This window comes from Streptomyces sp. JW3, assembly GCF_052216785.1.
Classification (GTDB): domain Bacteria; phylum Actinomycetota; class Actinomycetes; order Streptomycetales; family Streptomycetaceae; genus Streptomyces.
Window position 1 is genome coordinate 1 of sequence record NZ_JBQOUX010000012.1, and the last position, 14030, is coordinate 14030.

Sequence of the window (14030 nt, forward strand, 5' to 3'; positions counted from 1 at the left end):
TGGTGGGTAGGGGGTCGGGGCCGGGGTGGGGGGTGTCCGTCCTCGGAACGGCGCGGAATCGGCCTGTTACGGGGGTGAACCGGGTCGACGCGCCAACCGCTGCGGGCGGACACCCCCCACCCCGTCCCCTTCCCGCCGTGGGCGAGTGCGGGTACGTACCCCGCTCGGCTGCGGACGGCGGGTGGCGGACGGCGGGTGGCCGCGCCCCGCGCAGCCCGCGGATGCGCGGGGCCGCGTACCCGCACAACCGCGCACGGCGCGTGACCGCGTACCCGCGCCACCGTGTGGCCGCATCCCGCGGGCGGCGCGCAGCCGCATAGCCGCGGGCAATCGTGCCTCCCCAGAGGGGGGACCCCCAGGGGCGGCACGGGTGGGCGCGGCGGCACCCGGCCAGCGCCGGGCCGCGCCACCCCCTCCGTCAGCCGGCGGCACCCGGGCAGCGCCGGGCCGCGCAACGCCCCCCGCCCAACCCCGACGCCGGGCACCAGGCACCAGACACCAAAAGAGCCGCCGCCCTACTCCCCCAGATGCCGCTCCACCGTCGCGACCTTCGACGTCAGTCCATCCGTCACGCCGGGGCGGATGTCGGCCTTCATGACGACGGACACCCGCGGTGCCCGCGCCTCCACTGCCGCGACCGCCCGCTTGACGACGTCCATGACTTCGTCCCACTCACCCTCTACGGACGTGAACATCGCGTCGGTCCGGTTCGGCAGCCCCGATTCACGGACCACCCGCACCGCGTCGGCCACGTACTCCCCCACGTCCTCACCGACACCCAGCGGCGTCACCGAGAAGGCGATGATCATGCGTTCACCACCCCTTCCTGGCGAGCGCGGGACGCGATCACCGCGTCCTCGGCCTCCCGCTTCAGCCGCCGCTCGGCGAAGAAGCCGCCGGTGGGCAGCACCGAGAGGACGAAGTAGAGGATGCCGGTGCCGGCCGACCACTTCGCCCGGTTCCACGCGTCCGCCCAGAAGATCACGTACAGGACGAACAGCACACCGTGCACCATGCCCATCACCGGCACGGCGTTGAAGTCGGTGGTGCGCTTGAGCACCGAGCAGACGAGCAGGAGCAGGAAGGAGATCGCCTCGGGTGCGGACACCAGGCGGAGGCGGCGGAGGGCGGCGGCGGTCTTGAGGTCCACGGGTGGTCACCTTCGGAGGCTTCGGAGGAGAAAGACGTCGACGATCATCTTGTGAACGTGCGCACAAGCGCTTGGCCATTGTGGCAAATCCTCGGCGGGCCCGGCCGGGCGGGTGCGGACTCGGTTACCTTCGCAGCGTGGCGATGTTCCGACTTCAGAGCAGCAAGGTGCTCGCCGTCGACATGACCGGAGACGCCGTCAAGGCGAAGAACGGCTCGATGGTCGCGTACGACGGGCAGATGAGCTTCAAGAAGCTGAGCGGCGGGGGTGAGGGGCTGCGGGGAATGGTGACGCGGCGGATCACCGGGGAGCAGATGACGGTGATGGAGGTGAGGGGGCAGGGGACCTGCTGGTTCGCGGACCGGGCGTCCGAGATCAATCTGGTGGAGTTGCGGGGGGACAAGCTGTACGTGGAGTCCAGTAATTTCCTCGCCGCCGACGCCGGGCTGCGGACCGGGACCGAGTTCACCGGGCTGCGCGGCGCCTCGCAGGGCAACGGGCTGTTCACGACCAGCGTCGAGGGGCACGGCCAGGCGGCGATCATGTCGGACGGGCCGGCCGTGGTGCTGCGGGTCAGCGCGCAGTACCCGCTGACCGTCGATCCGGGGGCGTACGTCGCTCATCAGGGGAATCTGCGGCAGTCCTTCCAGTCGGGTGTGACGTTCCGCACAGTGCTGGGCGAGGGCGGCGGGGAGGCCTTCCAGATCCGGTTCGAGGGGGACGGGCTGGTGTACGTGCAGCCGAGTGAGCGGAACACGATCGCGGGGGATGTGTGACGTGGCGTTCCGGGAGATCAATTCCAAGATGGTCGAGGCCACGGTCGCGCCTGGGCAGCGGTTGTTCAGCCAGCGGGGGGCGATGCTGGCCTATCGGGGGGATGTGTCGTTCACTCCGAATCTGCGGGGCGGGCAGGGCGGGGTCATGTCGATGATCGGGCGGCGGGTGGCGGGCGAGGACACGCCGCTGATGACCGTCGAGGGCAGCGGGACCGTGCTGTTCGGGCACGGCGGGCATCATGTGCAGGTGATCCAGTTGTCGGGGGACACCTTGTACGTGGAGGCGGATCGGCTGCTCGCCTTCGAGGGCTCGCTGGAGCAGGGGACCGTCTTTCTGGGGGCGCAGGGCGGGGTCATGGGGATGGTGCGGGGGCAGGTCAGCGGGCAGGGGCTGTTCACCACCTCGCTGAAGGGGCACGGCGGCGTGGCCGTCATGGCGCACGGGGGTGTGATCGAGGTGCCGATCGTGCCGGGGCGTCCGGTGCACGTCGATCCGCAGGCGTATGTCGCTCATCACGGTGATGTGCGCAACAAGCTGTCGACGGCGCTGGGGTGGCGGGACATGGTGGGGCGTGGGTCCGGGGAGGCGTTCCAGCTGGAGCTGAGCGGGAGTGGCGCGGTGTTCGTGCAGGCGTCGGAGGAAAAGCTGTGAGCGTGGTTCAGCATGACGCGGTGACACTGCCGGTCGACGACAACGTCAACCCGTACACCTTCTGTGTGGAGCTGAAGGGGAGCCAGTGGTTCCTGCAGAAGGGGAAGATGATCGCCTACTACGGGGCGATCGAGTTCAACGGGATCGGGCACGGGCGGCTGGATCGGCTGGTGCGGTCTTCGTTCCATTCGCCTTTGCATGCCAGTGACTGGGTGGTGGCGGAGGGGTCGGGGAAGATGCTCCTCGCCGACCGGGCCTTCGATGTCAATTCGTTTGACCTGGAGGAGGGGAACCTGACCATTCGCTCGGGCAACCTGCTCGCTTTTCAGCCAAGTCTCGCGCTCAAGCAGTCGATCGTGCCGGGCTTCCTGACGCTGATCGGGACCGGGAAGTTCGTGGCCGCCTCGAACGGGCCGGTGGTGTTCATGGAACCGCCGCTGCGGGTGGACCCGCAGGCGCTGGTGGGGTGGGCCGACTGTCCCTCGCCGTGCCATCACTACGACCACGGGTACCTGACCGGGCTGATGGGCGGTCTACGTGCGATGACGGGCCTGGGCGGCGCCTCCGGGGAGGAGCACCAGTTCGAGTTCGTGGGGGCCGGGACGGTGCTGCTTCAGTCGAGTGAGGCGCTGATGGCGGAGCAGCCGGTCGGCGGCACTCCGCAGCAGCCGGGGGTGCCGGGCGGCGGCGGGCACGGGGCGCAGAGCGCCGGGTCCGGGGCACCGCGCCTTCCCGGACAGCTCGGTGACCTCCAGCGCCGCTTCGGGCTGTGAGCGGTACCCTGCGGAGGGTGACGTCGAACGCGTGCGCACCGAGACCGGGTCACTGTTACTAGTTCGCATTTCAACATCTTAGGTAGACTTCATCCATGGAGACCGAGACGGCCACCCGCTGGCTGAACGATGCGGAGCAGTCCGCCTGGCGCACCCACCTGGAGGTCAACAAGCTGCTGACCTACCAGCTCGAGAAGGACCTTCAGCCGTTCGGCCTGACCATGAACGACTACGAGATCCTGGTGAACCTCTCCGAGTCGCAGGACGTGCGGATGCGGATGAGCGACCTCGCCACCGCCACCCTCCAGTCCAAGAGCCGCCTCTCGCACCAGATCACCCGCATGGAGAACGCCGACCTGGTGCGGCGGGAGAACTGCGAGTCCGACCGCCGGGGGCTGTACGCGGTGCTCACCGAGCACGGCATGGAGACGATGCGCAAGGTCGCGCCGCACCATGTGGCGTCCGTGCGCAAGCACTTCATCGACCTGCTCTCCCCCGAGGCGCTGACCGAGCTGGACAAGGCGCTGCGGCCCATCGCGGACCATCTGCGGGGGCAGCGCGGCCGTCCCTGACGGCCGGTCTAGACGGCGGGCAGCCGGAGTTCGAACAGGGCGCCGCCCTGCGGGGCCTCACGGACCGTGAGGGTGCCGTCGTGCCGGGCGGCGACGTCCCGGGCGATGGCGAGGCCGAGTCCGGCGCCGCCGTCGTCGCGGCTGCGGGCCGCGTCCAGGCGTACGAAGCGTTCGAAGATCCGGTCCCGGTCGGCGGCGGGAACGCCCTCGCCGTCGTCGGCGACGGCGAGCACGGCCGTGCCGGCTTCCCGTCGGACGCGGACCTCGACCGCCGAACGCGCGTGCCGCTGGGCGTTGTCCAGCAGGTTCGCGAGTACCCGGCCGAGCTGGCCGCGCGACCCCGTGACGGTCACGCCCGCCTCGGCACGCACTTTCACCCCGGCCCGCCCCGCCGCCTCCTCCCGGGCGAGCGCGGCCAGGTCCACCCGGGCGTCGGCCGGCCGCTCCCCCGCGTCCAGCCGGGCGAGCAGCAGCAGGTCGGCGGCGAGCCGCTGGAGCCGTACGGTGTCCGCGACCGCGCCGTCCACGTCCAGCAACTCGGGGTGTGCGGCGCCCACTTCGAGCTGGGTGCGCAGGGACGCGATGGGGCTGCGCAGTTCGTGGGAGGCGTCCGCGACGAAACGGCGCTGGCGTTCCACCGAGGTCTGGAGCGCGGACAGGGTCTCGTTGGTGGTCAGGGCGAGGCGGGCGACCTCGTCGTGGGTGGCGGGCACCGGGACCCGGCGGGCCAGGTCGGCGGAGGCGGTGATCGCGGCCATCTCGCGCCGGATGCCCTCCACCGGGCGCAGGGCGCGCCGGGTGACCAGCCAGGTCACGGCGGCGACCACGGCCGCGAGGCACGGGAAGCCGATCAGCATGACGGTCAGCGCGGTGCGTACGGCGCCGTGCTCGGCGGACAGCGGGGAGCCCGCGTGCACGGTGAGAGTGCCGCGGTCGTCCGTCTCCACGGTGACGGCGGCGAAGCGGTAGTCCTCCGTCTCGCCGTCGATCGTCGCGGAGCCGTCGGTGACGGTGGTCCGCCCGCCGATCTCGCCGGGTTCCAGCCCTTCTTCGTCGTCCTCGTCCTCCCGGCCGTCCCGGCCGGCCGCCGGGCTCGGGCGTACGTCGTCCACCCCGGTGCCGCTGATCCGCTCCAGGTCCTCGCTGGCGGCGACCAGGACGCCGTCCGCGTCGGTCACCTGCACCGGCCGGTCGTCCACGTCCAGGGACAGGTCGTCGTAGCGGGTGCCGGCGGCGAGCTGGGCGGCGACCTCGCGGGCGGAGCGTTCGGCCGAGGTGCCGGCCTCGCCGAGCAGGTTCGAGCGCAGCGACAGCAGTACGGCGGTCCCGGCGGCGACCAGTGCCACGGCGACCACCAGGGTGGCGGCGAGCGTCGCGCGGGCCCGGACCGAGCCGAACAGGCGGCTCACCGGCTCGCCTCCAGCCGGTACCCGGCGCCGCGCACGGTCGCGATCAGCCCGGCGCGCAGCTTGCGCCGCAGGGCGCTGACGTACACCTCGACGATGTTGGGGTCGCCGGCGTAGGCGAAGTCCCAGACGTGCTCCAGGATCTCGGCCTTGGAGACCACCTCGCCGGCCCGCCGGACGAGCTGCTCCAGTACCGCGAACTCCCGTGCGGTGAGGGTTACTTCGTCGTCGGCGAGGAAGACCCGGCGGGCGGCCGTGTCGACCCTCAGGTCCCCGTGCGTGTGCACGGGCGAGGCCCCGGCGCTCGGCCGGCGGCGCAGCAGCGCCTTGATCCGGGCGACCAGGACGACGTAGGAGAACGGTTTGGTGAGGTAGTCGTCGGCGCCGGTGTCCAGGCCCTCCGCCTCGTCGTACTCGCCGTCCTTGGCGGTCAGCATCAGGATCGGCACCTCGTGGCCGGCGGCGCGCAGGGCGGCGCAGACCCGGTAGCCGTTCAGGCCCGGCAGCATGATGTCGAGGATCAGCAGGTCGTACGGGGTCTCGGTGGCCCGGTGCAGGCCCTGACGGCCGTCGTGCACCACGTCCACCGCGTAGCCCTCGGCGGTCAGGCCCCTGGCCAGCGACAGGGCCAGTCGTTTCTCGTCCTCGACGATCAGCAGGCGCATGCGTCCCAGGGTGACGCACCCGACCTGAAGATCTCTTCAGGCGGCTTCAGCTCCCCCTCAGCGTCGGTCCCCGACAGTGAAGCCACATCAGGTCGAACGAACCGACTCGGGAGGACAGCTCATGAAGCGCAACATCGTCATCGCCGCCGTCACGGCCGCCGCGCTGATCGGCGGCGGCACGGTCACGGCGGTCGCGGCCGGCGGGGACAGCGGTCACGCCGGGACCGCAGACCGGAGTGCGAACGCCCGGTCGGCCGGCGCCGAGGTGACGGCGGCCCAGGCGATCACCACCGCGCTGAAGGACACCTCCGGCACGGCCGTCTCGGCCGAACTGGACGACGACGAGGGCGACACCCCGGTCTGGGACATCGACGTCCTGGGCGGCGACGGCACCTGGCACAGCGTGCGGATCGACCCCGCCGACGGCACGGTCCTCGGCTCGGACACCGACGACGACGAGGACGACACGGCCGAGGTCCGGGCGGCGCTGAAGGGCACCTCCGTCACCGCCGCCGAGGCGGCCGAGGCGGCGGCCGGCCAGGGCACGGTGACCTCCGTCGACCTGGACGACGACGGCCGGGACCAGGGCTGGGAGGTCGAGACGCGCGGCTCCGGCTCCGGCGAGCGGGACTGGGTGGTCTCCGCCGGCTCGGGCAAGGTGACGGCCGACCGCGACGAGGAGTCCGACGACGACTGACGGACGTCGGCCTCCAGGCGGCCCCCTCGTCACCCCTCCGTGACCCCCGCCACCAGCTCGTCCGCCGCCCGGTAGGGATCCAGTTCCCCCGCCACGATCCGTTCCGCCAGCGCGCCCAGGCGGCGGTCGCCGTGCAGGTCGCCGATGCGGTGGCGGAGGGCGGTGACCGCGAGGGTCTCCACCTCGCGGGCGGCGCGGGAGTGGCGGCGTTCGGTGAGGATGTCGTGCTCCTCCATCCAGGCCCGGTGTTTTTCGAGGGCCTCGACGACCTCTTCGGTGCCCTCGCCGCGGGACGCGACCGTCTTGACGATGGGCGGGCGCCAGTCGCCGGGGGCGCGGGACTCGCCGAGGCCGAGCATGTGGTTCAGCTCGCGCGCGGTGGCATCCGCGCCGTCGCGGTCGGCCTTGTTGACCACGTAGACGTCGCCGATCTCCAGGATGCCGGCCTTGGCGGCCTGGATGCCGTCGCCCATGCCGGGGGCGAGCAGCACGACGGAGGTGTCGGCCTGGGCGGCGATCTCCACCTCCGACTGGCCGACGCCGACCGTCTCCACCAGGATCACCTCGCAGCCGGCCGCGTCCAGGACGCGGATCGCCTGCGGGGCGGCCCAGGCGAGGCCGCCCAGGTGCCCCCGGGTGGCCATCGAGCGGATGTACACGCCGGGGTCGGACGCGTGGTCGGACATCCGGACCCGGTCGCCGAGCAGGGCGCCGCCGGAGAACGGGGAGGACGGGTCGACGGCCAGGACGCCGACCCGTTTGCCCTGCTTGCGGTAGGCCGTGACCAGGGCGGAGGTCGAGGTCGACTTGCCGACGCCCGGTGAGCCGGTCAGGCCGACGACGTAGGCCCCGCCGGTGAGGGGGGCCAGGGCCGCCATCACCTCCCGCAGTTGCGGGGACGCCCCCTCGACCAGGGAGATCAGCCGGGCCACGGCGCGTGGGTGGCCTTCCCTGGCCCGGGCCACCAGCGCGGGGACGTCCTGCATGCGTACAGCTCCCTTCGGAACGGTCAGGCCCTGGGTACCCGGACGATCAGCGCGTCACCCTGGCCGCCGCCGCCGCACAGTGCCGCCGCGCCGGTGCCGCCGCCGCGCCGCTTCAGTTCCAGGGCCAGGTGCAGCACCAGCCGGGCGCCGGACATGCCGATGGGGTGGCCGAGGGCGATCGCGCCGCCGTTCACGTTCACCTTTTCGGTGGAGACGCCGAGGTCCTTCATTGACTGCGCGGCGACCGCCGCGAACGCCTCGTTGATCTCGATCAGGTCGAGGTCGGCGACGTCGAGGCCCTCCTTGGCGAGGGCGTGCCGGATCGCGTTCGACGGCTGCGACTGCAAAGAGTTGTCCGGGCCCGCGACGTTGCCGTGGGCGCCGATCTCGGCCAGCCAGTCCAGGCCCAGCTCCTCGGCCTTGGCCTTGCTCATCACGACGACGGCCGCCGCGCCGTCGGAGATCTGCGAGGCGGAGCCCGCCGTGATCGTGCCGTCCTTCGCGAACGCGGGGCGCAGCCGGCCGAGCGACTCGGCGGTGGTGTCGGGGCGGATGCCCTCGTCGGTGGCGCACAGCACCAGGTCGCCCTTGCGCTGGGGAATCTCCACCGGCGTGATCTCGGCCTCGAAGATCCCGTTCTTCTGGGCCGCCGCCGCCCGCTGGTGGGAGAGCGCGGCGATCTCGTCCTGCTCGGCGCGGGTCAGGCCGAGGCGGGTGTTGTGCTTCTCGGTGGACTCGCCCATCGCGATGTGCTCGAAGGCGTCGGTCAGACCGTCGTACGCCATCGCGTCGATCATCTCGATCGCGCCGTACTTGAAGCCCTCGCGGGACTTCGGCAGCAGGTGCGGGGCGTTGGTCATGGACTCCTGGCCGCCGGCCACCACGATGTCGAACTCGCCGGCCCGGATCAGCTGGTCGGCCAGCGCGATCGCGTCGAGGCCGGAGAGGCAGACCTTGTTGACGGTCAGCGCCGGCACGTTCATCGGGATGCCGGCCTTGACCGCGGCCTGCCGGGCCGGGATCTGGCCGGCGCCGGCCTGGAGCACCTGGCCCATGATCACGTACTGGACCTGGTCGCCGCCGATCCCGGCCCGGTCGAGCGCGGCCTTGATGGCGAAGCCGCCGAGGTCGGCGCCGGAGAAGGACTTCAGCGAGCCGAGCAGACGCCCCATCGGGGTCCGCGCACCCGCCACGATCACCGAGCTGTTCGAGGTGGAAGACATGAGCTGCGATCTCCTTTTCCGGCCCGCACTGGCCGAGGAGTGAACGAGGGTTTACTCGAAGGTACCGACCGGTATGGCAGCCGTCACCGTGCCGTCGGTGTGATCGCGCGCACGTTGCGTAACCGTCCGATCGGCGCTGCACTGAACCCATGCTGACGCGAATCGACCACATCGGGATCGCCTGTCATGACCTCGACGCGACTGTCGAGTTCTACCGGACCACCTACGGCTTCGAGGTGACCCACACCGAGGTGAACGAGGAGCAGGGCGTGCGCGAGGCCATGCTCAAGATCAACGATACGTCGGACGGCGGATCCTCGTACCTCCAGCTGCTCGAACCGACCCGGGCGGATTCCGCGGTCGGCAAGTGGCTGACCAAGAACGGGGAGGGCGTGCATCACATCGCCTTCGGGACCGCGGACGTCGACGCGGACGCGGCCGGCATCCGCGAGAAGGGCGTCCGGGTGCTGTACGACGAGCCGCGACGCGGTTCGATGGGGTCCCGGATCACCTTCCTGCACCCAAAGGACTGCCACGGCGTACTCACAGAACTGGTCACATCGGCGGCTGTTGAGTCACCTGAGCACTGACCCCCGTACATAGAGGCCGGTAGGGTTGGGTGCGGTCGCCGCTCGATCCAGGGTGACCCGGCCCCGTCGGCAGCGGTGGGGCCACAGCCGGGGTCCGGGTTTCGGGGGACGAGCGCCGGGGCAGCAGCACATGCCCCGCCGTTGATCTGACACCATTCCCCGGGGGCCCCGTTCGGCGGACGGTCGGGGTTCGTTCGTCAGAGTGTTGCGACCAGGGGACGGATGGGACCGCGCAGTGCGGGGCTACGAGAGCCAGGAGCGAGAGCCGGCGGCTGACGTCGACCACCTCTCTCGGTTCGAGGCCGAGATGAAGCGGCTGAAGACCGAGCGGGAAAAGGCGATCCAGCACGCCGAGGACCTCGGCTACCAGGTCGAGGTGCTGCGCGCCAAGCTGCACGAGGCGCGGCGCACCATCATGTCCCGGCCCGCCTTCGACGGCGGCGATCTCGGGTACCAGGCCGAGCAGTTGCTGCGGCAGGCGCAGGTGCAGGCCGACCAGATCCGGGCGGACGCCGAGCGGGAGCTGAGCCAGGCCCGGTCGCAGACCCAGCGGATCCTGCAGGAGCACGCCGAGCAGGCGGCCCGGCTCCAGGCGGAGCTGCACCAGGAGGCGGTGACCCGGCGCCAGCAGCTCGACCAGGAGCTGGCCGAGCGCCGGCAGACCGTCGAGTCGCACGTCAACGAGAACGTGGCGTGGGCCGAGCAGCTGCGGGCCCGCACCGAGTCGCAGGCCCGCCGGCTGCTCGACGAGTCCCGCGCGGAGGCCGAGCAGGCGCTGTCGGCGGCCCGCGCGGAGGCCGAACGGCTGACCGCCGAGGCCCGGCAGCGGCTGCGCGGCGAGGCGGAGTCCGCCCGCGCGGAGGCCGAGCAGTTGCTGCGCCGCGCCCGCGCGGACGCCGAGCGGCTGCTGAACGCCGCGTCGAACCAGGCCCAGGAGGCCACCGACCACGCCGAGCGGCTGCGCAGCTCCACCGCCAGCGAGTCGCAGGACGCCCGGCGCCGGGCCCAGGAGCTGAGCCGGGCCGCCGAGCAGCGGATGACCGAGGCCGAGGAGGCGCTGCGCAAGGCGCAGAGCGAGGCCCAGAAGCTGGTCACCGAGGCCGAGGAGGCCGCCGCCAAGGCGCTGGCCGGCGCCGAGGCGGCCAACGAGACCCGGACCCGGACCGCCAAGGAGCAGGTCGCCCGGCTGGTCGGCGAGGCCACCAAGGAGGCCGAGTCCACCAAGGAGGAGGCCGAGCAGCTCGTCGCGGACGCCCGCGCCGAGGCCGAGAAGATCGTCGCCGAGGCCGCCGAGAAGGCCCGCACGATCACCGCGGAGGAGACCGCCGGGCAGCTCGCGAAGGCGGCGAAGACCGCCGAGGACGTACTCAACAAGGCGTCCGAGGAGGCCAAGCGGACCACCAGGGCGGCCACCGAGGAGGCCGAGCGGATCCGCACCGAGGCGGAGGCCGAGGCGGACCGGCTGCGCGCCGAGGCGCACGACATCGCCGAGGAGCTCAAGGGCGCGGCCAAGGACGACACCAAGGAGTACCGGGCCAAGACGGTCGAGCTCCAGGAGGAGGCGCGGCGGCTGCGCGGCGAGGCCGAGCAGTTGCGCGCCGACGCGGTCGCCGAGGGCGAGAAGATCCGCGCCAAGGCCCGCAAGGAGGCCGTCCAGCAGATCGAGGAGGCGGCCAGGTCCGCCGAGGAACTGCTCGCCAAGGCCAAGGCGGACGCCGAGGAGCTGCGGCAGACCGCGACCACGGACAGCGAGAAGGTCCGCACCGAGGCGATCGAGCGGGCCACTACGCTGCGCCGGCAGGCCGAGGAGACCCTGGAGCGCACCCGCGCGGAGGCCGAGCGGCAGCGCGAGGAGGCCGTCGAGGCGGCCGATGCGGTGCGCACGGACGCCGAGCGGGCCGCCACCGAGCTGCGCGAGGAGACCGAGCGGGGCATCGAGGCCCGCAAGGCGGACGCCGCCGAGGAGCTGACCCGGCTCCAGACGGAGGCCGAGGAGCGGCTCGCCGCCGCCGAGCAGGCGCTGACCGAGGCCCGCGAGGAGGCCGGGCGGATCCGCCGGGAGGCCGCCGAGGAGGCCGAGCGGCAGCGCGCCGAGGCCGCCGAGCGGATCCGCACCCTCCAGCAACAGGCCGAGGAGGAGGCGGAGCGGCTGCGCACCGAGGCCGCCGCCGACGCCTCCGCGTCCCGCGCGGAGGGCGAGTCCGTCGCCGTACGGCTGCGCACCGAGGCGGCGAGCGAGGCCGAGCGGCTGAAGTCGGAGGCGCAGGAGAGCGCCGACCGGGTGCGGGCGGAGGCGCAGAGCGCCGCCGAGCGGCTCGCCGCCGAGGCGTCCGAGACGCTGGCCGCCGCCCAGGAGGAGGCCGCCCGGCGCCGCCGCGAGGCGGAGGAACTGCTCGGCTCGGCCCGCGAGGAGGCCGGGCAGGAGCGCGAGCGGGCCCGCGAGCAGAGCGAGGAACTGCTCGCCTCGGCGCGCAACCGGGTCGAGGAGGCGCAGGCCGAGGCGGTCCGGCTGGTCGAGGAGGCGGACCGGCGGGCCACCGAGATGGTGTCGGCGGCCGAACAGCACGCCGCCCAGGTGCGGGAGTCCGTCGCCGGGCTGCACGAGCAGGCCCAGGAGGAGATCGCCGGGCTGCGCAGCGCCGCCGAGCACGCGGCGGACCGCAGCCGGCGCGAGGCCGAGCAGGAGGCGGACCGGGTCCGCGCCGACGCCTACGCCGAGCGGGAGCGGGCCGGCGAGGACGCCACCCGGCTGCGGCGCGAGGCGCAGGACGAGACCGAGGCGGCCAAGACACTCGCCGAGCGGACCGTGTCCGAGGCGATCACCGAGGCCGACCGGATCCGCGCGGACGTCGCCGAGCACGCCCAGCGGGTGCGCACCGAGGCGTCCGACGCGATCGCCGAGGCCGAGCAGAGTGCGTCCCGCACCCGGGCGGAGGCCCGCGAGGACGCCAACCGGATCCGCTCCGACGCGGCCACCCAGGCCGACACCCTCATCACCGAGGCCCGCTCCGAGGCCGAGCGGCTGACCACCGAGACGGTCGCGGAGACCGACCGGCTGCGCGCCGAGACGGCCGCCGAGACCGACCGGCTGCGGGCCGCCGCGTCGGCCGCGCTCACCGAGGCCGAGGAGGCCGCCACCCGGGCCCGGACCGAGGCCCGGGAGGACGCCAACCGGCTGCGGTCGGACGCGGCCGAGCAGGCCGACCGGCTGATCACCGAGGCCCGGTCCGAGGCGGAGAAGCTGACCACGGACACCCTCAACGACACCGACCGGCTGCGCACCGAGACGGTGGCGGAGGCCGAGCGGGTGCGCACCGAGGCGCTGGCCGAGGCCGACCGGGTGCTCGCGGACGCCGCCGGGGAGGCGGAGCGGCTGCGGGCCGAGGCCGCCGAGACGGTGGGCTCCGCGCAGCAGCACGCCGAGCGCGTCCGCACCGAGGCGCAGCGGGTCAAGGCCGCCGCGGCGGCGGAGGCCGAGCGGATGACGACGGCCGCCCGCGAGGAGTCCGAACGCGCCCTGGACGAGGCCCGCAAGGAGGCCAACAAGCGGCGCTCGGAGGCGGCCGAGCAGGTCGACAAGCTCATCACGGAGACCACCGCCGAGGCCGACAAGCTGCTCACCGAGGCCCGGCAGCAGGCCCAGCAGACCACCGCGGACGCGGAGGGTCAGGCCGACACGATGGTCGGCGTAGCCCGCTCGGAGGCCGACCGGATCGTCGCCGAGGCGACGGTCGAGGGCAACTCCCGGGTGGAGCAGGCCCGTACGGACGCCGACGAGCTGCTGGTCGGCGCCCGCCGGGACGCCACCGCGATCCGGGAGCGCGCGGAGGAGCTGCGCGACCGGCTGACCGGCGAGATCGAGGAACTGCACGAGCGGGCCCGGCGGGAGGCCGCCGAGACCATGAAGTCGGCCGGCGACCGCTGCGACGCGCTGATCAGGGCCGCCGAGGAGCAGCTCGCCAAGGCGGAGGCCAAGGCCAAGGAGCTGGTTTCGGAAGCCAACTCCGAGGCGGGCAAGGTCCGGATCGCCGCGGTCAAGAAGGCCGAGGGGCTGCTGAAGGAGGCCGAGCAGAAGAAGGCCCGGCTGGTCAAGGAGGCCGAGGAGCTGAAGGCCGAGGCGGTCCGCGAGGCACGGCGTACGGTGGACGAGGGCAAGCGCGAACTGGAGCTGCTGGTCCGGCGCCGCGAGGACATCAACGCGGAGATCTCCCGGGTGCAGGACGTGCTGGAGGCGCTGGAGTCCTTCGAGGCGCCGGCCGCGGGCAAGGACAACGGGGTGAAGGCCTCGGCGACGGTCGGAGCTCCCCGTTCGGGTGGCAAGTCGTCAGACGGGTAGCGTGCGGAGCGGATTCGGTGTTCCCTGGGACCTTTGGCTGAGACTCATGGCTGGACCTTTGACCAAGACTTTGGCAAGCCACCGGCATGTCCGCCACTCAAAAGAGGTGTCCTTTTACAGATCAAACACGTATCCGCTCGATGACACACCGCATTGGCCCCTAGGATTCCACCTATCACCTCACCGGTCTCATTCGACAGGAAC

Annotated in this window: 13 protein-coding genes; 7 read left to right on the plus strand and 6 right to left on the minus strand. The window is 72.6% G+C overall.

Annotation, left to right across the window (positions count from 1 at the left end):
• Window positions 1-515: 515 nt before the first annotated feature.
• Window positions 516-809, minus strand: a complete 294-nt coding sequence (locus ACTT8P_RS07550; RefSeq protein ID WP_442830754.1) for an MTH1187 family thiamine-binding protein — start codon at window positions 807-809, stop codon at window positions 516-518.
• Complete coding sequence (locus ACTT8P_RS07555; protein WP_442830755.1) at window positions 806-1150, minus strand: DUF3817 domain-containing protein; 345 nt, start codon at window positions 1148-1150, stop codon at window positions 806-808. The genes ACTT8P_RS07550 and ACTT8P_RS07555 overlap by 4 nt, the downstream gene beginning before the upstream one ends.
• 143 nt (window positions 1151-1293) lie before the next feature.
• On the opposite strand from ACTT8P_RS07555, the gene ACTT8P_RS07560 reads away from it, so the two are divergent.
• The 4 genes from ACTT8P_RS07560 to ACTT8P_RS07575 all read left to right on the plus strand — a co-directional run bounded on the left by ACTT8P_RS07560 (window position 1294) and on the right by ACTT8P_RS07575 (window position 3923).
• Window positions 1294-1926 (plus strand): AIM24 family protein, encoded by a 633-nt coding sequence (locus tag ACTT8P_RS07560; protein WP_442830843.1) that lies wholly within the window; start codon window positions 1294-1296, stop codon window positions 1924-1926.
• Between the two features lies 1 nt (window position 1927).
• The gene (locus ACTT8P_RS07565) at window positions 1928-2578 is read left to right on the plus strand and encodes an AIM24 family protein (protein WP_442830756.1); all 651 of its coding nucleotides are present in this window, start codon (window positions 1928-1930) and stop codon (window positions 2576-2578) included.
• Window positions 2575-3351 (plus strand): AIM24 family protein, encoded by a 777-nt coding sequence (locus ACTT8P_RS07570; RefSeq protein ID WP_442830757.1) that lies wholly within the window; start codon window positions 2575-2577, stop codon window positions 3349-3351. The genes ACTT8P_RS07565 and ACTT8P_RS07570 overlap by 4 nt, the downstream gene beginning before the upstream one ends.
• Window positions 3352-3446: 95 nt before the next feature.
• Window positions 3447-3923 carry a MarR family winged helix-turn-helix transcriptional regulator gene (locus ACTT8P_RS07575; RefSeq protein ID WP_361161580.1) on the plus strand — a complete coding sequence of 159 codons (477 nt, stop codon included), beginning with the start codon at window positions 3447-3449 and terminating at the stop codon, window positions 3921-3923.
• An 8-nt stretch (window positions 3924-3931) separates the two neighbouring features.
• Here the strand turns inward: ACTT8P_RS07575 and ACTT8P_RS07580 are convergent, their stop codons facing one another.
• Window positions 3932-5332 (minus strand): ATP-binding protein, encoded by a 1401-nt coding sequence (locus ACTT8P_RS07580; protein WP_442830758.1) that lies wholly within the window; start codon window positions 5330-5332, stop codon window positions 3932-3934.
• Complete coding sequence (locus tag ACTT8P_RS07585) at window positions 5329-5994, minus strand: response regulator transcription factor (protein WP_442830759.1); 666 nt, start codon at window positions 5992-5994, stop codon at window positions 5329-5331. The genes ACTT8P_RS07580 and ACTT8P_RS07585 overlap by 4 nt, the downstream gene beginning before the upstream one ends.
• A gap of 121 nt (window positions 5995-6115) precedes the next feature.
• Between ACTT8P_RS07585 and ACTT8P_RS07590 the strand changes: the two genes are divergently transcribed.
• Window positions 6116-6691: a PepSY domain-containing protein gene (locus ACTT8P_RS07590; RefSeq protein WP_442830760.1), complete on the plus strand. Its 576-nt coding sequence runs from the start codon at window positions 6116-6118 to the stop codon at window positions 6689-6691.
• Window positions 6692-6720: 29 nt separating this feature from the next.
• On the opposite strand, the gene meaB is transcribed toward ACTT8P_RS07590, so the two are convergent.
• A complete protein-coding gene (gene meaB / locus ACTT8P_RS07595) occupies window positions 6721-7677 on the minus strand; it encodes a methylmalonyl Co-A mutase-associated GTPase MeaB (RefSeq protein ID WP_442830761.1) in 957 nt (318 codons plus the stop codon).
• Between the two features lie 23 nt (window positions 7678-7700).
• Window positions 7701-8900: an acetyl-CoA C-acetyltransferase gene (locus ACTT8P_RS07600; protein ID WP_442830762.1), complete on the minus strand. Its 1200-nt coding sequence runs from the start codon at window positions 8898-8900 to the stop codon at window positions 7701-7703.
• A gap of 149 nt (window positions 8901-9049) precedes the next feature.
• On the opposite strand from ACTT8P_RS07600, the gene mce reads away from it, so the two are divergent.
• Both mce and scy read left to right on the plus strand, forming a co-directional pair.
• Complete coding sequence (gene mce / locus ACTT8P_RS07605; RefSeq protein WP_442830763.1) at window positions 9050-9490, plus strand: methylmalonyl-CoA epimerase; 441 nt, start codon at window positions 9050-9052, stop codon at window positions 9488-9490.
• A gap of 235 nt (window positions 9491-9725) precedes the next feature.
• Window positions 9726-13826, plus strand: a complete 4101-nt coding sequence (gene scy, locus ACTT8P_RS07610) for a polarized growth protein Scy (RefSeq protein WP_442830764.1) — start codon at window positions 9726-9728, stop codon at window positions 13824-13826.
• The last annotated feature ends 204 nt before the right edge of the window (window positions 13827-14030 follow it).

Excerpts from the sequence above, each read along its gene's own strand:
- ACTT8P_RS07585 (WP_442830759.1), bottom strand. The coding sequence starts at position 5,994 with ATGCGCCTGCTGATCGTCGAGGACGAGAAACGACTGGCCCTGTCGCTG.
- ACTT8P_RS07600 (WP_442830762.1), bottom strand. The coding sequence starts at position 8,900 with ATGTCTTCCACCTCGAACAGCTCGGTGATCGTGGCGGGTGCGCGGACC.
- ACTT8P_RS07560 (WP_442830843.1), top strand. The coding sequence starts at position 1,294 with ATGTTCCGACTTCAGAGCAGCAAGGTGCTCGCCGTCGACATGACCGGA.
- ACTT8P_RS07590 (WP_442830760.1), top strand. The coding sequence starts at position 6,116 with ATGAAGCGCAACATCGTCATCGCCGCCGTCACGGCCGCCGCGCTGATC.
- meaB (WP_442830761.1), bottom strand. The coding sequence starts at position 7,677 with ATGCAGGACGTCCCCGCGCTGGTGGCCCGGGCCAGGGAAGGCCACCCA.
- mce (WP_442830763.1), top strand. The coding sequence starts at position 9,050 with ATGCTGACGCGAATCGACCACATCGGGATCGCCTGTCATGACCTCGAC.
- ACTT8P_RS07550 (WP_442830754.1), bottom strand. The coding sequence starts at position 809 with ATGATCATCGCCTTCTCGGTGACGCCGCTGGGTGTCGGTGAGGACGTG.
- ACTT8P_RS07575 (WP_361161580.1), top strand. The coding sequence starts at position 3,447 with ATGGAGACCGAGACGGCCACCCGCTGGCTGAACGATGCGGAGCAGTCC.